Source organism: Rhizobium cerradonense (assembly GCF_030182455.1).
In the GTDB taxonomy this organism is placed as follows: domain Bacteria; phylum Pseudomonadota; class Alphaproteobacteria; order Rhizobiales; family Rhizobiaceae; genus Rhizobium.
This window is the reverse complement of record NZ_JAQJCK010000005.1, coordinates 12,128-38,348: the sequence shown is the minus strand read 5'-3', so window position 1 is coordinate 38,348 and position 26,221 is coordinate 12,128. Positions and strand designations below refer to the sequence as shown.

Here is a 26,221-nt window from a genome sequence, read left to right as displayed (position 1 = left end):
ACGCACCACCTCGCTTCGATACCATCTTACCGCGAGATTGCTTCCACAAACAAGGGGATCCCCACATATGAGGGGAATGACGTTAGGAAAGGCGGTCGTATATCCTCACGTTAGGAGAGCGAGATGGGCCAATCGGACGAAGCGGAGGAGGCGGTGAGCCAAGCCGCCACTGGATTAAAAACGAGCTGGCACGATATGGCCGGCTCTGAAGCGTTGATACGGGCGCTGATTGCCGAACGCAGCCAACGAACAAGCGAAGCGTTGTTTTGGATTAGGGTCTATCGTGCTCTGTCCCCCGAGACGATCGATCCAATCCCTTCTTTTTTTCGATGAAAATCACGTTCCGGTCAGAATTGCGAACTGAGCGGCACACCTGCCTCTCATGCCATTCACAGGTCCTCGGCCTGCCTGTAACAGCCACCGGATGGCGAACCGATAATCCCATCACATGAAAATTGAAGCGATTCTCTCAACCTGTGATGCATAGGTTGAATGCCTCGTCTCGAAAAAACGCCTGAAAAGACATAATAATCAAATCACCGACAAGATTGCTTGAAGTATAAAGAGATATCCGCGCTTAACAAAGCGGCGGGCGGAATTTCCCGCGATTTCCTGCGACTTTAAGCAAAGCGTCACAAACCATGTGATCTTGTTAGTTTATGCTGTTATGAATTTTGATGGAATGCTATGAGGCCTTCCACGAAGTTTTCGGGAGGTTCCAGCTATCTTCGATCTCGCATCCGGCTACGACCTGTAGCCAATCTCCGGTGCAATCGAAATGACATCCCGATAAGTATCAAAATGATCGCAGTCGCTCACAATGGCAAAGGGAGAGAGCTTGAATGGCACGCATCACGTTGAGGCAGTTGCTCGATGACGCAGCAGAACATGGCTATGGCGTACCCGCTTTCAATATCAACAATATGGAGCAGGCGCTCGCCATCATGGAGGCTGCCGACGCTGTCAATGCGCCCGTCATCATGCAGGCATCACGCGGCGCCAGAGCCTATGCCAACGACATCATGCTGAAGCACATGATGGACGCGGTCGTCGAGATCTACCCGCATATTCCGGTCTGCGTGCATCTTGACCATGGCAACGATCCCTCGAGCTGTATGACGGCGATTCAGGCCGGCTTCACCTCGGTCATGATGGACGGTTCGCTGAAGGCAGACGCCAAGACGCCGGCCGATTGGGATTACAATGTCGGCGTGACGAAGACGGTCACCGACATGGCGCATCTCGGCGGCATTTCTGTCGAGGGTGAGCTTGGCGTGCTGGGCTCGCTGGAAACCGGCATGGGCGAGGCCGAAGATGGTCATGGTGCCGAAGGCAAGCTGTCGCATGATCAGCTTCTCACCAATCCTGACGAGGCGGTCAAGTTCGTTCGCGAGACCAAGGTCGATGCGCTTGCCATCGCCATGGGTACTTCGCACGGCGCCTATAAGTTCACGCGAAAGCCCGACGGTTCGGTGCTGGCAATGAACGTGATCGAGGAAATCCATCGCAAGCTGCCCAATACGCACCTCGTCATGCACGGCTCTTCCTCGGTTCCGGCCGAACTGCAGGAGATCATCAACAAGTATGGCGGCCAGATGAAGCCAACCTGGGGCGTGCCGGTCGAAGAGATTCAGCGCGGCATTAAAAACGGTGTGCGCAAGATCAACATCGACACCGATGGCCGCATGGCGATGACCGGCCAGATTCGCCGCATATTGCAGGAAGACCCGAGCGAATTCGATCCGCGCAAATATATGAAGCCCGCCATGGCGGCGCTGACGAAGCTTTGCAAGGAGCGGTTCGAGCAGTTTGGAACGGCCGGTCACGCCGCCCGCATTCAACCGCTTTCGGTCGCCGAAATGGCCAAGCGCTACAAGTCCGGCTCGCTCGACCCGGTCTTTTCGTAAAAGCTGATGTCGGGCGATAGACCGACTCCGGCACAAACGTAAAATGTCGATCCACAAAGCCTGCCGGGGATGGCAGGCTTTGTGGACACTCTCTTCCGGATATGCGAACGGCCGCTCCTCAGGCCGAAGCGCCGACGCCATTGCTGCCGGTTCCGAGACCGACGATCCACTCCGTCAGAAGCCGCACCGCCTCCCCGCGCTCCGACGTCGTGGGAGAAACGAGGAAGAAGGCTTCCTTGGGATAATAGGCAGTCGCGCCAAACACCACGAGCCTCCCCTCGCGAACGAGATCTCCCGCATTCGACTCCCATCCGAGCAGGACGCCCTGCCCCGACAAGGCAGCCTGGGTTGCCTGAACATAGTTGGTGAAGTAGCGGCCCAGCGCCCGATTTTCGGGCAATCCATTGAGACTGAGATAATCCTTCCAAGTGAGCCAGCTATTGTCGTCGCTTCTGACATGCAGCAAGGTCGCGGTCGACAGGCCGCCTTCGGATTCGATCCTTTTAGCGACGAGCGGACTGCAGACGGGAACGACCCTTTCGTCAAAGAGCTTAACGCTTCGACCGTCCGTCCACCTGCCCGTGCCGTAGCGGATGACAAGATCCACACCGGGCTGGAATTCCGGCGCGCCGGCGGTCGTGAGCACGTTCACGGCGATGTTCTGGTGCTCACTGTAGAAATCCGCCAGCCGCGGCATGAGCCAATAGGTCGCCGTACCGACGCTGCAGGCGACGGTGACGGATTGTTCGGCAGCATTCTGAAGCGAGCGTATCTGCATGAAGGCCTCCGCTATGCGCCCAAGCCCTTCTGAAACACCGGTCTGTAGAATCCTGCCCGCTTCCGTGAGTGTTGCCGGGCGCTTGCTCCGGTCAAGCAGGCGTGTGCCGACGTAGTCTTCCAGGGTCTTGAGCGCTTGGCTCACGGCCGGTTGCGTAACATTCAGGTCCGACGCAGCCTTCTGGACGCTGCCTGTCCGTAGTACGGTCTCGAAGACCGTCAGCAATCGAAGGGGTGGAAGACGAGCGCCCAATATAATCCCTACATTATACTAGATGTATTTTTTCCAGTATTCAGATTAGCGCCTACCCTCTCTATTGTCCACAAACAAGGGCCTTTCGAGATGAAGGCCAACGGTAAAACATAAGCTAGCAAGAGGGTAGGATGGGCACGAGTCTTTTGAACGAAGCACCGGTAAAACTGGGCGAGCTGGGTCTTCATCTCTGCCTGTCAGGTGGAACGGCAAGCTATTTCAACTACTATTGGTTGCGGGATAATTGCCCGACATCGTTCGACAGTCAGACGCGCGAGCGCGTGTTCGATATCTTCCATCTTGATAGTGCACCCGTACCGGAGCAGGCCACGATGGTCGAAAATGCCTTAGAAATCGTCTGGACGGGAGACGGGCACAAGAGCCGTTATCCGCTGAGCCTGCTGGCGCAGTATAGCAACGGCAAGCGCCGGCATGATCCTGCAGACCTTCCGCGACGCCCTTGGTATTCGGATCACTATCCCGCCATTGCCAGATTCTCACAGCCGGCGCTTCTGGGCGACAAATCCATCGTCGCCAAATGGCTGGAGGCGCTGATCGTCGAAGGTGTCGCGATCGTGACGGACATGCCCGACAGCAACGAGGGGCTGACGGAACTGGTGCGCCTGATGGGGCATGTACGCCCGACATTCTTCGGCGATTATTTTGACGTGCGCACGCATATCAAACCGACAAACCTTGCCTATACGGCAAAGGCTCTGGAACTGCATACCGACACTCCCGCGGAAGAAATGGCGCCGGGCATGCAATTCCTGCATTGCCGGGCCAATAGCGTCGAGGGAGGCAGGAATCTCTTTCTCGATGGCGTTGCCGTGGCGAACGATCTGAAGAAGGAGTTTCCGGACGACTTCAAGCTCCTGACGGAAACGGAAATTCCCTATTACTGCGAGCACGACGCCTATGATGTGCGCTCCCGTCAGAGGGTCATCGAACTGGACGAGCACGGCGAGGTGTCCGGCGTCACCATCAGCCAACACATGGCCGATATATTCGACCTGCCGCAGACTTTTCTGGATCGGTATTATCCGGCCTTCTGCCGTTTCGGCCGCATGTTGCAATCCGACAAGTACCTCATGCGCTTCACGCTGAAGGCGACGGAATGCATCGTCTTCGACAATCACCGCATCGTGCACGGGCGGGCGGCCTATTCGGCAAACAGCGGCGAACGCTATCTTCGCGGTTGCTACGCCGATCGCGGCGAGATGCGCAGCACCTATCGCGCGCTGACATCCGAAGGACGGTTCAAATGAACGGACAGGCTTCCCATGCCGATGTTGCCGGCGATGATCTCGCACAGTTGCGGATCGATCTGGCGGCCGCCTTTCGTCTCTGCGTCGAATTCGGCTGGAGCGAATCCGTCGGCAATCACTTCAGCGCAGCCGTGTCTGCGAATGGCAAACGGTTCCTGATGAACCCGAAGTGGAAACACTTCGGATCAATCCGGGCAAGCGATCTCTTGTTGCTCGATGCGGATGATCGGACGGTTATGAACCGCACAAATGCACCAGATCCGTCTGCGTGGACTGTTCATGGCACAATCCATCGCGAATGCCCTGCGGTCCGCGTGCTGCTCCACTGCCATCCGCCCTATGCGACGGCACTTTCCACCCTCAAGGACCCGTCGATGAAGCCGATCGACAACAATACGGCGCGCTTCTTCGGCAGGCTGGGCATCGACCTCGGTTTCGGAGGGATCGCTGATGATGCCGAGGAAGGCGAAAGGCTGGCTCGCTCTCTCGGCAGCAACAAGACCCTGCTGATGGGGAATCATGGCGTTACCTGTACCGGCGATACCGTAGCGGAGGCATTCGAGGATCTCTATTTCTTTGAAAAGGCTGCGAAGACGCTGATGTTGGCCTATTCCAGCGGCCAGGCATTGAACATCCTGTCCGACGAGATCGCCCACAAAACCGCGGAAGGCTGGCATGCCTACAAGGGCATGGCGTTCGCACATTTCGATTACCTCAAATCGATGCTCGACCGCAGCGACGCGTCCTACAAAGAATAGGGTGAGCGGAAACAGAGGCTGGGCCGGTTCATATCCGCACGTCCACCGGCTGCTGACCAGACGCATCCGTCAGCCGGCCGTCGTGGAACTTTGCGAGCAAATTCACCACGTCTTCGATCTCGGCTTCTAGCCTTTGTTCCGTCCAGCCAAGCGCTTCGGCGGCAATTGCGCCGATGTCGCGCAAGCCTTGCATGGTCAGCGCGCCCTCGATCGCGAGCGTCGTGCGCCGGAACACCACGTCCGAAAGATGGACAACGAGCTCTTGCCGCACGATCCAATCGATTTCGAGAGCACTGTAATGTGAAGCCCCAGAGAGGCGCACGGTATCGGTATGTGCCGACGGATAATCGAGGATCGCGGTCGCGGTGGTGCCGTAGCGGCTCAAGAGTTGGTCGATCCGCCCCGGCGTCGCACCCGTTCGTTTCGCCACGGCGCGCACCCATTCCGCGCGCGCCGTCGAATTCATCGGGAAATCGCGGCCGCCGCCGATCGCGAGATGCTTTGTGGATTGGGTCCGCGTGCGGTTCAGGCGCTGGAGCGCAAGATCCGCAACTTCCTCGGCAAAGCCTCGAAAGGTTGTCCACTTGCCGCCCACGAGCGAAACGATCGCAAAGGGACGATCCGCCTTCGGCTCGATCACCGGAGCGGAATGGTCGCGGCTGATCAGCCCCGGCGACGATGCATCCGAAGCCGGCAAGGGACGAATGCCGCTATAGCTATAGACCACCTGCTCCCGCCCGAAGCGAAGACCCGGCAGCAATGCCTGGACGCTTTCGAGGAAATAGTCGATCTCCGGCTCATCGCACCGAACGTTGTCGGGATCGTCACAGGGAATATCCGTGGAGCCGACCAAAGCGAGGCCAAGATAGCCGTAGACGAGGCAAATACGGCCATCATCCGCCTCGAAGTAGATCATATGGCCGTTCAGGCCGCGCACGAGCTCGGGGTGATCGAGCAGGATATGCGAGCCTTTCGTGCCGCCGATCAGATGCGAGGGCGCGCCGAGCGCTTCATTGACGCGATCGATCCAAGGACCGGCGGCGTTGACGACAAGCTTAGGAGCAACCGAAAATGTCGTGCCGTCAGCTCGCTCGAAGCTGAGCCTCCCACCCGCCGATGACGTCAGCATGGTGAAGTTTGCCGCCAGCGCGTTCTTGTTGGCCTGAAGCCCGTCCATAACCAGTTCGTAAACGAGCCGTTCCGGCCGGCTGATCGTGGCATCGTAGTAAATGCCACCCGCTGCGATATCAGGGGTGACATACGGCATTTCCTTGAGCGCGCGCTTCTTCAATATGAACCGGTGACGCGGCATGACGCGGTTGCGTGATCCGAAGAAGTCATAAAGCGCAAGCCCGATCTTGATAAGAACGGCGCCGCGGCTGCGGGGTGCCGTCGTCGAGCCCGTCAGCGTGCGCAAAGCCGCCCATATGCCCCGCGTCCATGAGAAAATCGGGATGAAGGTTGGCAGCGGCTCGACGCAATGCGGCGCGTTCTGAAGCAGGAGATTGCGTTCCAGCGTCGATTGGGCAACCAGGCCGAACTCACCCGTCTCCAAATATTTCAAGCCGCCGTGAATGAGGCGCGACGGCGCCGCGCTCGTTCCCGACCCGAAATCGGCCTTGTCGACGATGAGACAATTGACGCCCTGGGCGGCAAGATCGCGAAAGAGTCCCGCGCCGTTGACGCCGGCACCGAGAATGACGACGTCTATGTCCTTGTCCCTGTCCGGCAACGTCGCAAAGCGTTGTTTCAGATCGGCGGCGATATCGGTCATACCATTATTTCCTACGGAAGTACCGTCAGTGCGAGCTATCCGCGCGCGGCGGCCTATTGTCCTAATCTTGCGATTCAGTGGAGGCGAGGCGGCCGATCTTCGGCCAGATCGGGGTCATTGCCTCGGCGATTTCACGGAACAGATCGTATCTCTCGCGATAATGGAGGCTGCGGGATGCATCCGGATGGAGGGTTGTAGCGATCTTGGGGACATCGCGAGGGTCGCTCTGCGGATCGGTATAGAGACCGACACCCGCACCTGCACAGAGAGCCGCGCCCCAAGCCGCTGCCTCATCCGTCTCCGTCACAGTCACCGGCATGTCGAGTACGTCGGCAAACATCTGGACGACCCTCGGATTGCGGGAAATGCCGCCAGCAAGCCTTGCCTCCCCAAAGGCGAAGCCATCACTCAAAGCATCGACATGGATCTTGTGATTGAAGGCAATTCCCTCGAGAACCGCCCGCAGCATGTCACCGCGATCATGCCAGCCGCCCAGACCGAAGAAGCCGGCGCTTGCGGAAGCGCCGTAGGGCGAGCCAAACAGATAGGGATGGAAAAGCGCTGTCGAGGAACGTGCAAACGCCGCCTCTATCTCGGGCGCCAGCAGTGCATGGATCGATCCGCCAGACGCTTCGCTGCTTACGCGTTCGCTGGCGCAAAGGCGATCGAGGAACCAGTCGTAATTCGCCGTCGAAGCCGGCGAGATCGACATGTTGTTCCACTGGCCGGGCGCAATGGCATTGCGGCAGAACCATCGCCTGTCGACGCGCGGTTCGGAGGACAGGGTTTCGTTGATCGAGTATGTGCCGGCAATCACGGCAACCACGCCGGATGCGTAACCGCCCGCACCGAGCGCCGATGCGGTAACATCGTGCAGCCCGGCCACGACTGGTGTTCCCTCGGCAAGCCCCGTTCGCGCCGCGGCGGTCCGCGTCACATGACCAACGATCTCGTCGGAACGCGAGGCCGGCGGCAGGGCATCCGCCAGCGCTTCCAGTCCGAAGAGCTTGAGCGCATCCTGCGAATAATCCTGGCTGGCAACAGCGGTGAAGGAGGTGCTTGCTTCCGTCCTGTCCGTGCCGATCGCCCCGGTCAGGCAGAAGCGAAGCCAGTCCTTGCAGCTCATGATATGGCCGATCTCGGCAAAACGGGCCGGTTCCTTCTCCTTGATCCAGGCAAGCAGCGCCGACGGCGCCGAGACATGCGGCAATTGCCCGGTAAGCCTTATGGCTTCGTCTGCGACCGGGCTTTCGAGCCAGCGATCGACAACAGCCCCTGCCCGGCTGTCGAGCGACAGGATCGCGCGCGCCAGCGGCCTGCCGGAGCGATCGAGCATGTAGATGCCGTCGCCGTGGGCGGTTGCCGCGACCGCCTGGATATCGGAGGCAGGACGCTTGCTGAGGCTGATCGCCTCGGCGATCGCATCCGCCGTCGCCGACCAGAGCTCATCCATATCGCGCTCGATGTGGCGGGCCCTGGGTATGAACTGCGTGACGCGCCGCCGTGCCACGGCAATCGGCGTGCCGTCGATATCGAAGATAACGGCCTTTGTGACCGTCAGACCGCTATCAATTCCGAGCAGACTCGGCATTCTCATGACTCCGGATAGTGGAAAGGCCGCAGGCATGATCCGGTCCGCGAACAGACTGGCCGCTTTTGGCCCCGTCTATCCTCACCACTATCATGACCGACCCCCATCGCCCTTGGCGATGACGACGTTGATATCTTTGGACCGCATGCGGTCGATGTGGATGGCGGGCGTCTTGTCATCGACGACCACGGCATCAAACTCGCCGAGCGCCGCGAAGCTGTGCAACGCACGCCGCTCGAATTTCGTGTGATCGGCAAGCAGGATGCGCTTAACGGCGCAGTCGAACATCGCCCGTTTCGTGTCGACTATCTCAGGCGACTGATGGAAGACGATGTCGTCGGTGATCGCCGACATCGAAATGAAGGCGATATCGGCCCGCAGCCTGGTGATCTCGTTGATCGTCATGCGGCCCATGAAGGCGTTGCACCAGCTATAGTACTGGCCGCCAAGGGCCAGAAGCGTCACGTCATGCATCCCCTTGAGCGTGTTCATCAGGGTCAGCGAGTTGGTGATCGCCGTCAGCGGCACCTTGGCAGAAAGATGGGCTGCCATCTGCAGCACGGTCGTGGAGTCATCGAAGAAAATCGCCTGGCCAGGCTCAACGAACTGCATTGCCGCCGCCGCAATCGATTTCTTTTCGGCCGCCTGCCGGTTTGAACGGTAGACGTCGCTCGATTCAATAAGGCTGGTGGCGGCGGCCGTGACGATTCCGCGCGTCTTGCGGAAAAGACCGCGGCTGACGAGTTCGTCGACATCGCGATGAGCGGTCATCAGACTGATGCCGAATCTCTCCGTCAGATCCTCGATACGCATGGAGCCTTCCGTCATCACCGCCTCGGCAATCATCTGCCGGCGAGCGAGCTGGCGGGTGTGCCGGCTGTCGCTTGGCAATTCGTCCAAGAGGGATGTTCCTAAGCTTGTCTTCTGTGTCACTTTGGCCCCTGCCGCTGAATCTCGTCGATGTCGTTTTCGTACAGCGAATGCAGTGCGAAGGCAAAAAGAGGAGATGGAACAACCCTTTGCATTGCGCATGTCCTGGCCGCCTTCAGCAAACTGCCGGCGGCCGAATGGGGGCGCCGCGACCGGCGCCCCCGTTGTCATCACTGCGACAGCACGAACGGAGCGGTGTACTTGTCGACATTATCCTTGGTGATCAGAATGCAATCGAAGAGCTGCTTCTCGCTCTTGGCGCCGGTGTTGCCCGTCTTGATGACGTTGTCGGCCTGCTTGACCGCTTCCGCGGAGAAGGTCGCGACCGGCTGCAGCACGGTGTACTGCAGTTCGCCAGCCTTGATCGCGGCAACCGCATCCGGCGAACCGTCGAAACCGCCGACCTTGATCTTGGCGAGCTTGCCGGCTTCCTTCAGCGCGGCGATCGCGCCGAGCGCCATTTCGTCGTTACCGGAAATGACGCCGACGATGTCGGGATTGGCCTGCAGCATGGACTGCATCTTGTCATGGCCCTGGGTGCGGTCCCAATTGGCGACTTCCTGCGCAACCTTCTTCAGGTCCGGATACTGCGTCAGCACCGTTTCGTAACCATTGGAACGGGTTGCGGCATTGTTGTCGGAGGGGGCGCCGAGCAGCTCGGCATACTTGCCCTTGTCGCCGACGCTTTCGACCCATTGCTGCGCGCCGAGTGCGGCGCCCTGCGCATTGTTGGAAACGAGCTGAGCCTTGGCGAGACCTTCCTGGTTGATTTCAGCGTTGACCAGGACAACGGGAATGCCAGCAGCCACTGCCTTCTTCACCGCGCCGACCGAGCCGTCGGCATTGGCCGGATCGAGGATGATGGCGACAGACTTGTTCGTGATTGCCGTGTCGATCAGATTGCTTTCAGTATTGGTATCGCCTTTATGGGCGCTGACGGTCGCCGTATAGCCCAGCTTCTCGGCCGTTGCCTTGGCGATATTGCCTTCCGTCAGCCAGTATGGGTTGGCCGGATCGTTGACGATGATCGTCATCTGACCGGCGGCCCATGCCGCCCCGGTCAAAAGCGGCGCCACCGCGACAGCCGTCATAACAATGCGCAATCCCTTTTTAAACATTGGTCTCTCTCCCATTTGATGAGCTCAGATAATGCCGGCGAACCGGCGGTGCTTTCCGCAATCGGCGGGCTGTTCGAAGCAGGTCTGCCGTCGTGGACAAGTTCTGTCGCGATCGTCAGCCCGACTTGGTCCGACGTCCGTATTGGATGCTGTTCATGAGGACCGCGAGCACGATGACTGCGCCGGTAAACACGGTCTGCCAGTAGGCGGACACGCCGATGATCACGAGGCCATCGGACAGGAAGCCGATAACGAAGGCGCCGAGCATCGTGCCGCGGACGGTGCCGCGGCCGCCGGTCAGCGCCGCGCCGCCGATCACGACAGCCGCGATTGCGGTCAGTTCATAGGTCGTGCCCGCTGTCGGACCGGCGGAGGTGAGCTGCGACGACAGGACCAGGCCGGCGATCGCGGCGCAGACGCCGGAAAGAACGTAGACGATGATCTTCACCCGCTTGACCGGCACGCCCGAAAGATCGGCGGCGCGCTCATTGCCGCCGGAGGCATAGAGCCAGCGGCCGAAGGCGGTGCGGCTCAACACCAGACCGCAGATGATGGCAAGCGCCGCCAATACGATGACGCCGATCGGAATGCCTGCCAGGCGGTTGAAGCCGAGCCAGTCAAAGCCGGTATTGCCGAGTTCCGGCCGGCCGCCGAGATTGTTGTAGGTCAGGCCGTTGGTCATCAGCAGCGCGACCCCGCGCGCTACGTAGAGAACGCCGAGCGACGCCACGAAGGCTGGTACGCGCAAATAAGCGATCAGCACGCCGTTCACAGCGCCCACGACCGCGCCGAGCGCGCAGGTGATCACGACGACGGCCCAGACCGGCGGATACAGGATGACGCCGAAACTCGACAGCGTCACACCTTGCATCAGGAAGCCGGCGATGCAGCCCGCAAGGCCAAGCGTTGAACCGACGGAGAGGTCGATGCCGCCATTCAGGATCACCAGAAGCATGCCGATCGCCAGAATGCCGAAGATCGCGACATGCGAGGCCATGATCAGGAAGTTGTTGAGCGTGAAATAATAGGGCGACAGAAAGGAAAAGACTGCGACGATGACGATCAGCGCGAAGAACGCGCGGCCTTCGAGGATCAACCGGATGACATTGGTGTTCCGCCTCTGCCCGTTCGCAACCGCTTTCTTTTCAGTGACATTCGTGACTGACATAATCAGTGCTCCATAATTGCCGGCTAGTGCGCGACCACTGCTTCGCCCGAGGCGGCCATGATTTTTTCTTTGGTGACGTCGGGACCGAATTCGGCGGATATCCTGCCGCGATGCATGACGATGATGCGGTGGGCGATGCTGAGGCATTCGCCGACCTCCGAGGTCGAATAGATCACCGCCAGGCCCTGCTTGGCGCGTTCGGCCAAAAGCTTGAAGACTTCCGCCTTCGCGCCGACATCGATGCCGCGGCTCGGTTCGTCGAGCAGCATGACCTTGGGTTCGGTCGCTAGCATCTTACCGATTACAACCTTCTGCTGGTTGCCGCCCGAAAGGGAGCCGATCGCCGCCTCGCCGCCGTCCGTCTTGATATGAACCTTGCGGATCGAGTTGTTCACCAGCTCCCGCTCGCGTCCGCCGGAGGTAAGCAATCCCTTGGTGAAGGCAGCGATGCTGGCCAGCGAAAGATTGGAGCCGACCGTCATCGTTTGGACGAGGCCGTCGCGCTGGCGGTCTTCAGGCACCAGCACCAAGCCGCTGGCGATACGTCCGGCGATGTTGAGATTGCCGATATCACGACCTTCAAGCTGGACCCTGCCGCCGCTCGAGCGAAGACGTCCCGCGACGCATTCGAGCAGTTCGGTGCGCCCTGCCCCCATCAAACCGTATATGCAGACGATCTCACCGGCACGGACTTGCAGCGAAAGACGATCCACCGCGTTATAGGCAGCGCCCGAGGGGCCAGGAACCGTCAAATTCTCAAGTGCAAGCGCAACCTCGCCGATCTCATGGCCGATCGGCGGACTTCCGAGGTCGAAGTTTTCGCCGACCATATTGCGGACGATCCATTCGAGATCGATGTCCTTGCGCTCGGCATAGGCCGTCATGTTGCCGTCGCGGAGCACGACGGCATGGTGGGTGATCTGAAGCGCCTCTTCGAGATGATGCGAGATATAGACGATGGAGACGCCCCGGCTCGTCAGGTCGCGAATGACCTTGAAGAGAACCTCCACCTCGCTGGCGCTAAGCGCTGAGGTCGGCTCATCCATGATGAGGATACGCGAATTGACCGACAGAGCGCGCGCGATCTCGACGATCTGCTGCTGGCCGAGGCGCAGATCCTCGACGGGGGTCAGCGGATCGATCTCCTCTTCAAGCTCCGCCATCAGGGCGCGCGTCTGGCGTTCTTCCTCGGCAAAGTCCACGCTGCCGCTCCTGATAATCTCGCGGCCCATGAAAATATTGTCGCGGACATTGAGGTTGGGAGCGAGGCTCAATTCCTGGTGAATGATCGAGATGCCGCATTCGCGGGCATGGGTAGAGGAAGAAAACGAGACCGGCTGACCGTCGAGGACAATCTCGCCGGAACTCGGCTGGACAACGCCGGAGAGGATCTTCATCAGCGTCGATTTCCCCGCGCCGTTCTCCCCGAAGAGAGTGGTCACCTGGCCGCGATGAATGTCGAAATTGACGCCCTTCAGGGCATGGACACTGCCATAGGATTTCGCGATGTGGCGGGCGGCAAGAACGACCTCGCCGCGTGCGCCCTCATTTTGCAGCGCTGCACTCATTTGACTTCGACCTTGACCGGAGTGATCAGCCAGTTTTTCGGATTGATGAGCTTGAAGACGCCGACGACGGATGCGGTCTTGCCCGAGAGATTGTCCACGTCGAGACCCGCAAGAACGTTCTTCTTCATCTCGTTGTTTATAGCCGAACCGGCATCCTGATACTCGATCTGATTGGTGAACTGGCCGAACTCGATGGTGCCCGTGGCATCGCGCAGGTCCGTGCCGTTGACGGCCGGACCCGTCTGGACGCGGACAACGACATCGTCCGGCAATCCATCCACCTTGATCTCGTTGTAATTGGCTTTTCGGGCGCCGAAGACGCCGGTCAGCGAAACCGGCATGACCGGGCCGGTGCTCGTGGCAACGCCGTATTTGTCGCCTGCCGCCTTCTTGTCGGCCGCGATCGCATTGGCCAGATCGACGGCACCAACGGCGCGCTGCTCGACATTCGCCACCACCTTCGGGAACTCCTGGGCGCCGTAAGCCTCTGGCGAGAACGCCTGTTCGCGCACGTCATGTTTGGAGCCGATCCTTACGACGGTCGTATCGAAGCCGATCGCCGCGATGACGATCACCGCCGCCGCCACGCTCGCCCACAATGTAATTTTCGGCTTGGAGGCCGCGTTTTGAATTTGTGCACTCATATTCGAAAGACCTTCGGCGCTATCGGCCGGATTGCTCTGTTGACAAGGAAGGGAACCGCGAGCGGCGGCCGGCAATCATCGAAGCCGCTGTCGGCCTGCGCGAACGGAACGGCGCGTGCCTCGTTCACAGACGCGATCGCCTTGGCACGAAACCGGACCGTATCCTGAAACGAAATAGCTCATCGAAATTCCTCCTCGGTTGCCGGCGCTTGTCTCCCCCAATCACCTGACCTCATCATCACAGCTATGACGTTAGTTACGATAGATATATGTTATTAACGCCATCAACCATGTTATAAATTTTCCGATGTGTCAACAGCCTCTCTTGATCCTACTGGCTTCCTGGCGCATTCGCCGTCGATGAGATAGGGCCGGCAACGATAGTCATCGCGCTTGCCGCCATCGCCAGCCTTTCGGCATTCACCAATGCTCGGCTTAGTGTCCATAAATCAACAGAGGCCAAAAATACCGTTGAAAACCAATAGTTTTTAGCGTCAATTTGCTGACTGCTCAATTGACCGCATCCTGGCTGCGGCCACTTCAAGGCCAAGCCATGCAATGCCCGCCAACCAAGCGCCGCTTGGCTCGCGGGATATCCGAAACAATTGACACCATCCATTTTATATGAAAAAAATTACATTACTAGAAAAATATTACGGACGTTATGATATCTCTATGTTATAATCTGATCGAGCATTTCGGCAGCGAATGCAGTCGTTGAGATGGCGCCGCAGGCGCGGTTCAATGAAAGCGATTGGGGAGGAGCGAAGAATGGATGCGACACAAGGATTGACCGCCGTGGATGCAGGTCTTGGCGCGCCGGAGCTATTGCGCAATGCCTAGCAACGAAACGCTCATCATTGGCATCGATGCGGGAACCTCCGTCATTAAGGCCGTAGCCTTCGAGCTTTCGGGCCGGCAGATCGCGTCGGCATCGGCGCGCAATCAATATACGATGGGGGATGACGGCTCCGCTACGCAGCCGCTCGGCCGTACGTGGACGGACTGCGTCAGCGCCTTGCGCGGACTCGCCGATATGGTCAACGACCTTGCCGCGCGTGCCGCCATCATTGCCGTGACCGGCCAAGGAGACGGCACCTGGCTCGTCGGCTCCAATAACGAGCCCGTCGGCGATGCCTGGCTATGGCTCGACGCACGGGCGGCCCCGACCGTCAATCGCCTGACCAGCCATCCGGACAATCGCGCGCGTTTCGAGGCGACCGGCACCGGGCTCAACACCTGTCAGCAGGGCTCGCAGCTCGCGCATATGGACCGCTATATGCCGGAGCTTCTCGATCGCGCCGAGACGGCGCTGCATTGCAAGGATTGGCTCTACCTCAATCTCACCGGCATTCGCGCGACCGATCCGTCCGAGGCAAGCTTCACCTTCGGCAATTTCCGTACGCGTCGCTACGATTCCGTCGTCATCGACGCGCTCGGCCTCAATCACAGAACATCCCTTCTGCCCGAGATCATCGAAGGGACCGAGCTCACGCATCCGCTATCGGCCGATGCGGCAAGCGCGACCGGGCTGCTGGCCGGCACGCCCGTCTGCCTTGGCTATGTCGATATGGTCATGACGGCGCTCGGCGCGGGAGTGCGTACCGCCGGCCAGAATGCCGCTTGCTCGACGATTGGCTCGACAGGTGTGCATATGCGCGCCAAGGCGGTCTCCGATGTCCAGCTCAATGCCGAGGGCACCGGCTATGTCATCACCCTGCCGATCCCCGGCATCGTCACCCAGGTTCAGACCAATATGGGTGCGACGATCAATATCGACTGGATTTTGCAGATTGCCGCCGATCTGATGTCCGAAGCGGGCAAGCCTGTAGCCGCCTCGGATCTCATCTCCCGGATCGACGCCTGGTTCGCTCAAAGCCGTCCCGGTTCCATTCTCTACCACCCTTATGTTTCCGAGGCGGGAGAACGCGGCCCCTTCGTCAATGCCCATGCGCGGGCCGGCTTTACCGGGCTCTCCATTCGCCACGGCTTTCCGGACTTGGTTCGCGCCGTGGTCGAAGGGCTCGGCATGGCGACGCGCGATTGTTACGCGGCGATGGGCGATATGCCGCTCGAGCTGCGGATGACGGGCGGAGCGGCACGGAGCCGCGCACTGCGGCAATCGCTCTCGGCCGCCGTCAATGCGCCGGTCAGAGTCTCTGAACGCCAGGAGGCGGGAGCCGCAGGTGTTGCCATGATGGCCGCGGTCGCAATCGGCGCCTATGGGACCATGGACGACTGCATTGCCGAATGGGTGACGCCGCTGCTTGGTGAAACCGAAGCGCCCGACGCGGACGAGGCTCGCCGTTATGACCGACTATTTGCGGCCTATCTAGAGGTGCGGCAGGCGATCGCACCCGCGTGGGACAAGCTCGCTTCGCAGCCATAGGGGCATACACATCCCGCGCGCGGTCGAGACAGATGATTTTGATGCGCAAGGCATCCTAAGGAGCGTGAAATGACTGAATCCGAAATCCTCGATCTCTTCGTGATCGGCGGCGGCATCAACGGCGCCGGCATCGCGCGGGACGCAGCCGGTCGGGGTCTCTCCGTCATGCTCTGCGAGAAGGACGATCTGGCGGAAGGCACATCATCGCGATCGGGGAAGCTCGTCCACGGAGGATTGCGCTATCTTGAATATTATGAGTTTCGCCTGGTACACGAAGCCTTGATCGAGCGCGAGGTGCTGCTGAATTCCGCAAGCCACATTATCTGGCCGATGCGTTTCGTGCTGCCGCATAGCCCGACGGACCGGCCCGCCTGGCTCGTCCGCCTCGGCCTCTTCCTCTACGATCATCTGGGCGGCCGCAAGCGCTTGCCCGGCACCCGCTCCCTCGATCTCAGCCGCGATCCGGAAGGCACGCCGATCGTCGATCAATTTACCAGGGGCTTCGAATATTCCGACTGCTGGGTCGACGATGCACGGCTCGTGCTGCTGAACGCACTCGATGCGGCCGAAAAGGGCGCTCAGATATTGACGCGCACGGCCTGCATCAGCGCACGGCGCGACAATGGCAGTTGGATCGTTCAGATGCGCGACCAGCGCTCCGGCGACCTGCGCACAGTGCGGGCGCGCGTCCTTGTGAACGCCGCAGGCCCATGGGTCAATGACATCATCGGCCGCGTCGCCGGCTCTAACAGCCAACGCAAGGTCCGGCTCGTCAAAGGCAGCCATATCATCGTTCCGAAATTCTGGAGCGGGCAACATGCCTATCTGGTTCAGAATCATGACCGGCGCGTGATCTTCATCAACCCTTATGAAGGCGACATGGCCCTCATCGGCACAACTGATATTCCCTACGAAGGCCAACCGGAGGAGGTGAAGGCCGACGAGCAAGAGATGGATTATCTGATCGCCGCCGTGAACCGCTATTTCAAGGAGAAGCTGCGCCGTTCCGACGTGATCTCAAGCTTCTCCGGCGTTCGGCCGTTGTTCGACGACGGTCAGGGCAATCCTTCCGCCGTGACGCGCGACTACGTTTTCGATCTCGACGAAACCGGCGGCGCGCCGATGCTCAACGTTTTCGGCGGCAAGATCACGACGTTCCGCAAACTGTCCGAACACGCGCTGCAAAGGCTCGCCAAATTCTTCCCCAAGATGGGCGGCGATTGGACCCGTGCGGCGACATTGCCGGGCGGCGACATTCCGAACGCGGACTACACCAGCTTCGCAGACACGTTGCGCGAGGCCTATCCCTGGATGCCGCGCGTGCTCGTGAACCACTACGGCCACCTCTATGGGGCGCGGACCAAAACCATCATCGGCGACGCCACGTCACTTGCCGGCCTCGGGCGCCATTTCGGCGGCAATCTCTACGAGGCGGAGGTGCGTTATCTCGTTGCTTACGAATGGGCACAGACCGTGGACGATGTTCTCCTGCGGCGCACCAAAGAAGGCCTGCATATGACCGCGAAGGAGAAGGCGGATTTCTCGACTTGGTTCAAGAGCGAATTGGCTCTGGCCGCCTGAGACATCCGAGGAGCCGATCCCATGGCATTGACACTTTCACTCAACACCAATCCGCTTGTGAACCGCTTCGCCGAGCCGGACGATCTCATCGAGACGGTTGCGCGCGACCTCAGGATCCGCGACCTGCAATTGACGCATGAATTCATCAATCCGAGCTGGCAAGCATCGGCAATCCGACGGCTGACCCGCAGGATGCGAGCCGCGTTGGAGCGCACCGGCGTTCGCGTAACCTCGGGCATGACCGGCCCCTATGGGCGCCTCAATCATTTCGGCCATCCCGACGCCGATGTCCGGCGCTACTACGTTGACTGGTTCAAGACCTTCGCCGATATCATCGCCGATCTCGGCGGCCAGTCTGTCGGCACGCAATTCGCCATCTTCACCTACAAGGATTTCGACGATCCGGCGCAGCGGGAGAGCCTCACCCAGATCGCCATCGATTGCTGGGCTGAGGTTGCCGAGCATGCCCGTTCGGCCGGTCTTTCCTATGTGTTTTGGGAGCCGATGAGTATCGGCCGCGAATTCGGCGAGACGATCAGCGAATGCATTGCGCTTCAGGATCGCCTGACGGCCGCCGATCTCGCGGTGCCGATGTGGATGATGGCCGATATCGATCATGGCGATGTCACGTCGGCAAATCCCGACGATTATGATCCCTATGCCTGGGCGCGCGCCGTTCCCCCGGTTTCTCCGATCATCCACATCAAGCAAAGCCTGATGGACAAGGGCGGGCATCGGCCCTTCACGGCGGAATTCAACGCCAGGGGCCGTATCCAGCCCGCCCCGTTGCTGCAGGCCTTCGCCGAGGGCGGTGCGGAGGACAACGAGATTTGCCTAGAGCTGTCGTTCAAGGAGCGCGAACCCAATGATCGCCAGGTCATATCACAGATCGCTGAAAGCATCGCCTTCTGGGCGCCTCATATCGACACCGGCGCGGGCAGCCTGCGCCTCTAGTTGCAAGAACCCGGCAAGGCTTTAGGACATCAACGTTGCGGCATTACATTTGATTCTTGGTCGAGCACCGATGCCGCAACAGCAACGAAGCCTGCCGCTGGCCACCATCGAAAGGCACCGATGGCGAAAGCGCGATTTTGGGTGAAAGAATGGAAGGGGACAATCGATGGCCGATGCGGATGAGTCGCTCGCCGTGCGCGCCGCCTGGCTGCACTATGCCGGCGGACTGACACAGTCGGAGGTCGCCAAACGCCTTGGCGTGCCGTCGGTCAAGGCGCACCGCCTGATCGCACGGGCGGTCGCCGACGGCGTCGTCAAGGTGACGATCGACGGCGATATCGTCGAATGCGTGGAGCTTGAGACCCGCCTGGCGGAACGTTTCGGCCTGCAATATTGCGAGGTGGCGCCGGATCTCGGCGAAGAGGGCTTCGAGTTTCGCGCCCTCGGCCAGGCCGGCGCCGGCTTCCTGAAGCGAGAGATCGAGCGCGGCGACAACAAGGTCATAGGCCTCGGCCACGGTCGAACATTGTCATCGGCCGTGCACCATATGCCGCGGTTGAACGCCAAGGGGCTGCGGTTCGTCTCGATGCTCGGTGGCCTGTCGAGAAACTATGTGGCCAATCCCTATGACGTGATGCACCGCATCGCCGAAAAGACCGGCGCGCACGCCTATATGATGCCCGTGCCTTTTTTCGCCAATACCGGCGAGGACCGCGAAGTGATGCTTGCGCAGCGCGGCGTCAAGGAAGTGTTCGATCTCGCCAACAATGCCGACCTGAAGCTTGTTGGTCTCGGAACCGTCGATACCGACGCGCAGCTTGTCCTATCCGGGATGGTTGAGCCGCGTGAAATCGCGGAGATCGCGGCCGCAGGCGGCGTTGGCGAGATACTCGGGCATTTCTTCGATACTGACGGACACATTCTTGAGACGACGCTGACGGCGCGAACCCTGTCGGCTTCCTTGCCGCGGTCGAAGAAGGAAAGGCTGGTCGCCTTGGCCGGCGGCGTTGCGAAGGCCGAGGCCATCCGCGCGGTCCTGAAAAGCCGATGCCTCTACGGCCTGATTACCGACGAACGAACCGCCCAGGCGCTTCTGGGGCCTTCCTCGCCACATGAATTATAACAAAATAACAAAATTAATGTGGAACCATGTGATAAACGTGTTACATTCCCAGGCATTCGATCCGGAGAGAACCGGAGCACCAAGATGAAACGCGAAGAACGCCAACAATTGATCGTCAATCTGCTCGTCGAGCACAAAAGCGTCGACCTCGACGACTTGGCCGACCGCTTTGCCGTGTCCAAGATGACCATCCATCGCGATCTCGACGATCTCGAACAGTCCGGCGTCCTGCGCAAGATCCGCGGCGGCGCGACGATCGACGCGGGCATGCAGTTCGAAAGCGACTTCCGCATCCGCGAACGCCAGGGACATGAGGCCAAGGTCAGCATGGCGCGTCGTGCGCTGGAGCTTGTCGAGCCGGGCATGACGGTCATGGTCAACGACGGCTCCATGGCCGCCGTACTCGGCGAGATGCTGTTGCAGAAGCGGCCGCTGACGCTGATCACCAACAATGCCGCGATCATCGAGAGGCTGAAGAACGAAAGCGGCATCACGTTGATTGCGCTGGGTGGCATATATTCGCCGAAATTCAACGCGTTTCTGGGCGTGGTGACGGAGGAAGCGCTGTTTCGCCTCAGGGCGGATATCGCCTTCATCTCGACGCCAGCCGTTTCCGGCACCCTTGCCTATCATATGGATGACAATGTCGTACGCGCGAAGCGGGCGATGATCGCGTCCGCGAGCAAGACATGCCTGCTGGTCAACCACCAGCGCATCGGACATACCGCCCTGCATGTCATGGCCGACCTTGCCGATTTCGACACCATCATCACCGACGACACCCCCGAGCCTGCCGCCCTGAAGCAGCTCGAACGCGCCAACATCACGCTGACCATTGCCTTGAACTGGGAGACGACATGAGCGCCGCACCTCGATTCTGGATTGGAACCAGTTGGAAGATGAACAAGACGCTGGCGGAAGCCAGCAGCTATGCCGAGGCGCTGCGCGCTGCCGATGCCGATGCCGGGCGAGACCTGGCCATTCAGCGCTTCATCATCCCGCCGTTTACGGCGGTGCGCGAGGTCAAGGCCCTTCTCGCCGGCACCTCCGTCAAGGTGGGTGCGCAGAATATGCACTGGGCCGATGAGGGTGCTTGGACCGGCGAGATCTCTCCCCTCATGCTCAGGGATTGCAATCTCGATATTGTCGAGCTTGGCCACTCCGAACGCCGCGAACATTTCGGCGAGACTAATGAGACCGTCGGCCTGAAGACCGAAGCCGCCGTCCGCCACGGTCTGATCCCGCTCATCTGCATCGGCGAGACACTGGCCGACCGGGAAAGCGGTCGGGCCACGGATATTTTGAAAATTCAGGTTCTCGGCGCTTTTTCGAAGCTGTCCGAGGCGCAGAAGGGCGCACAAATCCTTCTGGCTTACGAACCTGTCTGGGCAATCGGCGAAAGGGGAATTCCCGCCTCGCCAGACTATGCCGATGCACGCCATGCCGAGATCGTATCGATCGCGCAAGATGTGCTCGGCCGCCGCGTCCCCTGCCTTTACGGGGGATCGGTCAATCCGGGGAACTGTGAAGACCTCATATCGTGCCCGAATATCGATGGGCTTTTCATCGGTCGTTCGGCCTGGAGCGCTGAAGGCTATCTCGGCATCCTCGCCCAATGCACCGCCAAACTCCAAGGAGATAGACGTTGAAGATTGCAATTGCAGGAGACAGTGCGGGCGAAGGCCTCGCAAAAATTCTCGCCGACCACCTGAAGGACCGCTACGACGTGCAGGAAGTGTCGCGCACGGACGCCGGTCCGGATCCGTTCTACGCGAACCTTGCCGATCGCGTCGCCTCGGGCGTCATCGGCGGCACCTATGACAAGGCGATCCTCGTCTGCGGCACCGGCATCGGCGTCAGCATCTCGGCCAATAAGGTCCCCGGCATCCGCGCGGCACTGACGCACGACACCTATTCGGCCGAACGTGCCGCACTTTCGAACAACGCGCAGATCATCACGATGGGCTCCCGTGTCATTGGGCCGGAACTTGCCAAGGCCATCGCCGACACCTTCCTTGCGCACACATTCGACGAAGAGGGCCGCTCGGCCGGAAACGTCAAGGCAATCAACGAAGTCGACGCGAAATATAACGCCCGCTGATCTGGGCTATGCAGACATCGCCGTGTGTCCTAGCTCTCAAAGCGACACACGGCGATAATGTGGCATTATCAGCGCCCGTCATAGCACCAATTTGCCGTTGGGGATGACAACGTCTGGTTCGTCGGTTATAAGATCCCTGCGACTCATGAGGGAGATCAGTTAGATGAGACATTTCGGCACCAATCAGCGCTGAACAGCGCCGCCGAATGCGGGCTGCTGTTCAGTCCATCCTTGTCTGACAATATGATCTCTCGTGCCCTTGGAGGGCATTCATGTTTCGTCGCTTTTTTTCCTATTATGCGCGCTACAAGACCCTGTTTTTTCTCGATTTCGGCTGCGCGGTTGTCGCTGGTCTTCTCGAACTGGGCTTTCCGCTGGCGGTCAAGCTCTTTGTCGATGAGTTGCTGCCGAGCCGTAACTGGGGTCTGATCGCCGCGACTGCCGCGCTGCTGCTGATCGTCTATGCGCTGAACACCGGCCTGATGGCCGTGGTCAACTATTGGGGTCATGCGCTTGGCATTTCGATTGAATCGGACATGCGCCGCCAGGCCTTCGACCATATCCAGAAGCTCTCGTTCCGCTATTTCGACAACAACAGGACCGGGCATCTGATCACCCACGTGACCAAGGATCTCGAAGAGGTGGGCGAAATCGCCCATCACGGACCCGAGGATGTCTTCATCGCCATCATGACCTTCATCGGCGCTTTCCTGCTGATGTTCTCGGTGCACTGGAAGCTGGCGCTGCTGACGACGATCATCGTGCCTTTCATGACCTGGCTGGTCAGCCGCTACGGCGCCAAGATGACACTGAACTGGCGCAGCCTGTTCACCAAGGTGGGTGACTTCAACATTCGCGTGCAGGAGAGCGTTGGCGGCATCCGGGTCGTCAAGGCTTTCGCCAACGAGGATTACGAAAGCCGGCTTTTTGCCCGCAACAACGAGGACTACAAGGCCACAAAGCTCAATGCCTATGCCTATATGACGGCGAGCATCGCGCTCAGCTATTTCAGCACGCGCCTCGTGCAGCTCGTGGTCATGGTGGCCGGAACTTGGTTCGTGGTGTCTGGCGAACTAACCTATGGTGGTTTCGTCAGCTTCCTGCTCCTGATCAACGTCTTCTTTCACCCGATCGACAAGATCACCTCGGTGCTCGAAATGTATCCGAAGGGCATCGCCGGCTTCAAACGTTTCCTGTCGCTGATCGATACACAGCCCGACCTTGCCGACCGGCCGAACGCGTTTGCGGTCGATCATCTCAAGGGCGATATCGTCTATAAGGATGTCAGCTTCGGCTATTCGAATCAGGGTACGATCTTCGATGCTCTGAATCTGACAATATCGGCCGGAGAGACGGTCGCTTTCGTCGGCGCTTCGGGAACAGGCAAGACAACGATCTGCTCGCTGCTGCCGCGCTTCTACGACGTGACCGGCGGCAGCATCACCATTGACGGCATCGACATCCGCGATATGACGCAGGCCTCGCTGCGCAGCCAGATCGGCATCGTGCAGCAGGACGTGTTCCTGTTCGGATCGACCATTCGCGAGAACATCGCCTATGGAAAGCTCGGCGCGACCGATCAGGACATCATGGAGGCGCTGCGCCGCGCATCGCTCGATGAATTCGTTCGTTCGCTGCCCGACGGCCTGGACACGCCGACCGGCGAACGCGGCGTGAAACTGTCGGGTGGGCAGAAGCAGCGTCTTGCCATCGCGCGCATCTTCCTCAAGAACCCGCCGATTCTCATCCTCGATGAGGCAACGTCTGCACTCGACACGGCAACCGAATTTGCCATCCAGCAGGCATTGGCGGATCTTTCGAAGGGGCGCACGACCCTGGTGGTAGCGCACCGGCTGACGACCATCCGCAACGCCGATCGCATCATTGTCATGGGGCCAGACGGCATTGTCGAGCAGGGAGCGCATGCCGAGCTGCTGGCGCGCGGCGGTAGCTATGCCAGGCTTCACAACGCTCAGTTCGATACGCTTCCATGATGTCGACGAGCACGTAAAGGTTGAGCCCGGGAGACCATCCTTCCGGGCTTAAATTTCTTCCGACAAAACGCGCAGCCTTTGTGACGGAGGTGGTCAAATCGCATGTGGACGGGTTCCAGAAAGAGCCCGTCTAGCCTACCATCAAGGTTGCTGGCACTCGGCAATTCTGCCCGAGCCAGAAACGGCCTGCGCGCCGGAAGAGAAGACAATGGATGATCTGTTCCCCGCGACCTCCATGCCCGACCGAGATTGGTGGGCGGCACTTTGGCCGCGACCGGCGGAGGTCCTGGCTGATCTCGGCATTCAGCCCGGCATGACCGTGCTCGACCTGTGTTGCGGCGATGGTTATTTCACCGCGCCGCTTGCCGGTCTCGTCGATGGCCGTGTCTATGCCCTCGATCTGGATGCGGAAATGATCGAGCAGGCAAGAATCGAGGTCGAGCGCCTCGGCGGGACTGTGCGCCAATGGATCAACGCCGATGCGCGCGAAATCGCGTCGCTTCTGCCCGAACCGGTCGATTACGTGCTGATGGCCAACACCTTTCATGGCGTGCCGGACAAGCCGGATCTGGCGCGGGCAGTCTGGCATGTCCTGCGGCCCGGAGGCTTGTTCGCGATCGTCAACTGGCATGTGATACCCAGAGAACAAACGGTCGTGCTGGATCAGCCACGTGGACCGAAGACGGACATGCGCATGTCGCCCGACGCGGTGCGAAGGATCGTCGAACCTGCCGGATTTGTCACTGCCCGCGTCGAGGAACTGCCGCCCTATCACTACGGCATCATCCTGGAGCGTGTGTAGCGGCGAAGGCCGTCCGAGAATGCCCGCGAACTCCTAATGCTTCATCATCAAGGGAAGCGTGGAATGCGATAGAAGGTGGCGCGTAATGCGGCCGAGAAGCAGCTCCATAAAATATCCGCGCTTGAACGCACCGATCAGCAGGCATGTCGCGCTCGTGGATCTGGCAAACTCGAGGATAGTTTCTCCGACCGGCCGGCCTCCGGCGCTGACCGCGACGACGTCGCCCCTAAGGCCGAGCTGATCAAGCAATTCGCTGGCCGTGCGCTGATAGTTTCCGTCCGCTCTATCGTCGATGCATAGAACGGTGATGCGATTGGCCACAGCCAGCCAGCGTCTTGCCGCAACGACGGTGCGCAGCGCATGTTTGTGCGGTTTCCAGCCGATCAGGACATGGCCCAGCAGATTGCCGGAGTAAGCCCCCGCAGGCGGCACCAGCACCAGCTTATGCTTCTTGAACAGAAGATCATAGAATGTGTCTTGCGCATCCATGTTGCCGTGACAGGGAGCGACGACAAGCGCCGTCTCATGGCATTCGGTCATCACGCAGCGCTCGATATCGCCCCGGCAATCATCCAGGAAAAGGCTCGCACGATCCGGCCGCTCCCGCTTCCAATCCTCAAAGGCATCGGCAATCCGCTCGAATCTTTGGTGCGGAGAGTTCTCGTCCATGTCCCGCAGGATCTGCAGGTCAATTTCCTCAGGCGCGGCAATCATCCTTTCGGGATCGGCCCCGATATGCGCTGCAGCCATGCTGCCATGTATGGCACCCGCGGCATCCTCGGCGAGATCCAGGCAGTTTCGGACGATGGCGGGATCGGGCAGCAAAGCGAGAACATCGGCATGGACAGTCAATTCACGCAGGGTGCCGGCCAACAGGAGACTTGTCTTTCCGAGTGGCGGTTTGGTGTCGCTTTCATGTGCGGGCGGGCCCATCATATCGGACCTCCTTCCGCGATGCTCCGTACCTCTCGTGGCACGGTTGGCGGATTCTACTCTGAGATCGAACGGCCCGCAACGCGGCAGGCATTCTCCCTTGATCCGAAGCTCAAGCCCGCGATCGCCAATGTAAACAAGCTTAACCGCACTAATGGCGCGGATGCATGCACTGCCCGTGGTCGGCCAGAACTTCGATCACCCGGCACTGGTCGATACGGCCGTGGCCGCAACCTTCGACCATCGTCTCCAGCTCGGCTTTCAGGGCCGTCAGGCTGCGTATCTTTTGTTCGACTTCGATCAGGCGGGCCTTGGCGATGGCGTCGGCGGAGGCGCAGGATTGATTTGGATCGTCCTGGAGCGCCAGAAGCGTCCTGATCGCATCGACCTCGAAGCCCAATTCGCGGGCGTGGCGAATAAAGGCCAGCCTGTGAAGGTGCGATTGCTCGTAGGAACGCTGGTTGCCCTCGCTCCGGTCCGGTTCAGCCAGAAGTCCGATGCTTTCGTAGTAGCGGATCGTCGGCACCTTCACGCCGCTTTGCCGGGCCGCTTCGCCAATCGTGATCTTTTTCATGATTTTCCTCTTGC

At 59.9% G+C, this 26,221-nt stretch carries 24 protein-coding genes; 13 read left to right on the top strand and 11 right to left on the bottom strand.

All coding sequences use genetic code 11. From position 1 onward, the window contains the following. Positions 1 to 123 precede the first annotated feature (123 nt). Together PH547_RS13625 and fba are read left to right on the top strand one after the other, a co-directional pair. Positions 124 to 333, top strand: coding sequence for a hypothetical protein (locus PH547_RS13625; protein ID WP_104826869.1), 210 nt, complete (start codon positions 124 to 126; stop codon positions 331 to 333). A 509-nt stretch (positions 334 to 842) separates the two neighbouring features. Further along, positions 843 to 1,907 carry a class II fructose-bisphosphate aldolase gene (gene fba, locus PH547_RS13620; RefSeq protein WP_285168499.1) on the top strand — a complete coding sequence of 355 codons (1,065 nt, stop codon included), beginning with the start codon at positions 843 to 845 and terminating at the stop codon, positions 1,905 to 1,907. Positions 1,908 to 2,025: 118 nt separating this feature from the next. On the opposite strand, the gene PH547_RS13615 is transcribed toward fba, so the two are convergent. Continuing rightward, positions 2,026 to 2,910, bottom strand: a complete 885-nt coding sequence (locus tag PH547_RS13615; RefSeq protein ID WP_285168726.1) for a LysR substrate-binding domain-containing protein — start codon at positions 2,908 to 2,910, stop codon at positions 2,026 to 2,028. Positions 2,911 to 3,068: 158 nt separating this feature from the next. On the opposite strand from PH547_RS13615, the gene PH547_RS13610 reads away from it, so the two are divergent. Both PH547_RS13610 and PH547_RS13605 read left to right on the top strand, forming a co-directional pair. Then, complete coding sequence (locus PH547_RS13610; protein WP_285168498.1) at positions 3,069 to 4,205, top strand: TauD/TfdA family dioxygenase; 1,137 nt, start codon at positions 3,069 to 3,071, stop codon at positions 4,203 to 4,205. Then, on the top strand, positions 4,202 to 4,963 hold the full coding sequence (locus tag PH547_RS13605; RefSeq protein WP_285168496.1) for a class II aldolase/adducin family protein: 762 nt from the start codon (positions 4,202 to 4,204) through the stop codon (positions 4,961 to 4,963). The genes PH547_RS13610 and PH547_RS13605 overlap by 4 nt, the downstream gene beginning before the upstream one ends. 28 nt (positions 4,964 to 4,991) lie before the next feature. Here PH547_RS13605 and PH547_RS13600 read toward each other — a convergent pair whose 3' ends face one another. The 8 genes from PH547_RS13600 to PH547_RS13565 all read right to left on the bottom strand — a co-directional run bounded on the left by PH547_RS13600 (position 4,992) and on the right by PH547_RS13565 (position 14,270). Further along, positions 4,992 to 6,737 (bottom strand): glycerol-3-phosphate dehydrogenase/oxidase, encoded by a 1,746-nt coding sequence (locus PH547_RS13600; RefSeq protein ID WP_285168495.1) that lies wholly within the window; start codon positions 6,735 to 6,737, stop codon positions 4,992 to 4,994. Between the two features lie 61 nt (positions 6,738 to 6,798). Continuing rightward, positions 6,799 to 8,328 (bottom strand): FGGY-family carbohydrate kinase, encoded by a 1,530-nt coding sequence (locus PH547_RS13595; protein ID WP_285168493.1) that lies wholly within the window; start codon positions 8,326 to 8,328, stop codon positions 6,799 to 6,801. A 90-nt stretch (positions 8,329 to 8,418) separates the two neighbouring features. Continuing rightward, complete coding sequence (locus tag PH547_RS13590) at positions 8,419 to 9,261, bottom strand: DeoR/GlpR family DNA-binding transcription regulator (RefSeq protein ID WP_283053906.1); 843 nt, start codon at positions 9,259 to 9,261, stop codon at positions 8,419 to 8,421. A gap of 167 nt (positions 9,262 to 9,428) precedes the next feature. Then, positions 9,429 to 10,376, bottom strand: a complete 948-nt coding sequence (locus PH547_RS13585; protein ID WP_260305187.1) for a D-ribose ABC transporter substrate-binding protein — start codon at positions 10,374 to 10,376, stop codon at positions 9,429 to 9,431. Between the two features lie 115 nt (positions 10,377 to 10,491). Beyond that, positions 10,492 to 11,544, bottom strand: coding sequence for an ABC transporter permease (locus PH547_RS13580; protein ID WP_285168490.1), 1,053 nt, complete (start codon positions 11,542 to 11,544; stop codon positions 10,492 to 10,494). A 23-nt stretch (positions 11,545 to 11,567) separates the two neighbouring features. Beyond that, on the bottom strand, positions 11,568 to 13,112 hold the full coding sequence (locus tag PH547_RS13575) for a sugar ABC transporter ATP-binding protein (protein WP_285168489.1): 1,545 nt from the start codon (positions 13,110 to 13,112) through the stop codon (positions 11,568 to 11,570). After that, positions 13,109 to 13,756 (bottom strand): DUF2291 domain-containing protein, encoded by a 648-nt coding sequence (locus PH547_RS13570; RefSeq protein ID WP_283053902.1) that lies wholly within the window; start codon positions 13,754 to 13,756, stop codon positions 13,109 to 13,111. The genes PH547_RS13575 and PH547_RS13570 overlap by 4 nt, the downstream gene beginning before the upstream one ends. 331 nt (positions 13,757 to 14,087) lie before the next feature. Continuing rightward, on the bottom strand, positions 14,088 to 14,270 hold the full coding sequence (locus tag PH547_RS13565) for a hypothetical protein (RefSeq protein ID WP_260305191.1): 183 nt from the start codon (positions 14,268 to 14,270) through the stop codon (positions 14,088 to 14,090). A 321-nt stretch (positions 14,271 to 14,591) separates the two neighbouring features. Here PH547_RS13565 and PH547_RS13560 point away from each other — a divergent pair, with 321 nt between their 5' ends. The 9 genes from PH547_RS13560 (at position 14,592) to PH547_RS13520 (ending at position 24,700) form a co-directional block, all read left to right on the top strand. Beyond that, positions 14,592 to 16,145 (top strand): FGGY-family carbohydrate kinase, encoded by a 1,554-nt coding sequence (locus tag PH547_RS13560; protein ID WP_285168487.1) that lies wholly within the window; start codon positions 14,592 to 14,594, stop codon positions 16,143 to 16,145. A gap of 69 nt (positions 16,146 to 16,214) precedes the next feature. Then, positions 16,215 to 17,726, top strand: coding sequence for a glycerol-3-phosphate dehydrogenase (locus tag PH547_RS13555; RefSeq protein WP_285168484.1), 1,512 nt, complete (start codon positions 16,215 to 16,217; stop codon positions 17,724 to 17,726). Positions 17,727 to 17,747: 21 nt separating this feature from the next. Beyond that, complete coding sequence (locus tag PH547_RS13550) at positions 17,748 to 18,680, top strand: sugar phosphate isomerase/epimerase family protein (protein WP_283053898.1); 933 nt, start codon at positions 17,748 to 17,750, stop codon at positions 18,678 to 18,680. 166 nt (positions 18,681 to 18,846) lie between these two features. Continuing rightward, positions 18,847 to 19,803, top strand: a complete 957-nt coding sequence (locus PH547_RS13545; protein ID WP_285168481.1) for a sugar-binding transcriptional regulator — start codon at positions 18,847 to 18,849, stop codon at positions 19,801 to 19,803. An 84-nt stretch (positions 19,804 to 19,887) separates the two neighbouring features. Next, a complete protein-coding gene (locus PH547_RS13540) occupies positions 19,888 to 20,664 on the top strand; it encodes a DeoR/GlpR family DNA-binding transcription regulator (RefSeq protein WP_285168480.1) in 777 nt (258 codons plus the stop codon). Beyond that, complete coding sequence (locus tag PH547_RS13535; protein WP_285168479.1) at positions 20,661 to 21,452, top strand: triose-phosphate isomerase; 792 nt, start codon at positions 20,661 to 20,663, stop codon at positions 21,450 to 21,452. The genes PH547_RS13540 and PH547_RS13535 overlap by 4 nt, the downstream gene beginning before the upstream one ends. Beyond that, complete coding sequence (gene derI / locus PH547_RS13530) at positions 21,449 to 21,904, top strand: D-erythrulose-4-phosphate isomerase (RefSeq protein ID WP_104826885.1); 456 nt, start codon at positions 21,449 to 21,451, stop codon at positions 21,902 to 21,904. Before PH547_RS13535 ends, derI begins: the two co-directional genes overlap by 4 nt. A gap of 272 nt (positions 21,905 to 22,176) precedes the next feature. Continuing rightward, on the top strand, positions 22,177 to 23,898 hold the full coding sequence (locus PH547_RS13525) for an ABC transporter ATP-binding protein (RefSeq protein ID WP_104826886.1): 1,722 nt from the start codon (positions 22,177 to 22,179) through the stop codon (positions 23,896 to 23,898). 208 nt (positions 23,899 to 24,106) lie between these two features. Then, positions 24,107 to 24,700 carry a class I SAM-dependent methyltransferase gene (locus PH547_RS13520; protein WP_104826887.1) on the top strand — a complete coding sequence of 198 codons (594 nt, stop codon included), beginning with the start codon at positions 24,107 to 24,109 and terminating at the stop codon, positions 24,698 to 24,700. A 33-nt stretch (positions 24,701 to 24,733) separates the two neighbouring features. Here PH547_RS13520 and PH547_RS13515 read toward each other — a convergent pair whose 3' ends face one another. Continuing rightward, complete coding sequence (locus PH547_RS13515; protein ID WP_245464189.1) at positions 24,734 to 25,636, bottom strand: universal stress protein; 903 nt, start codon at positions 25,634 to 25,636, stop codon at positions 24,734 to 24,736. Between the two features lie 148 nt (positions 25,637 to 25,784). After that, positions 25,785 to 26,207, bottom strand: a complete 423-nt coding sequence (locus tag PH547_RS13510) for a MerR family transcriptional regulator (RefSeq protein WP_028750304.1) — start codon at positions 26,205 to 26,207, stop codon at positions 25,785 to 25,787. Positions 26,208 to 26,221: the final 14 nt, after the last annotated feature.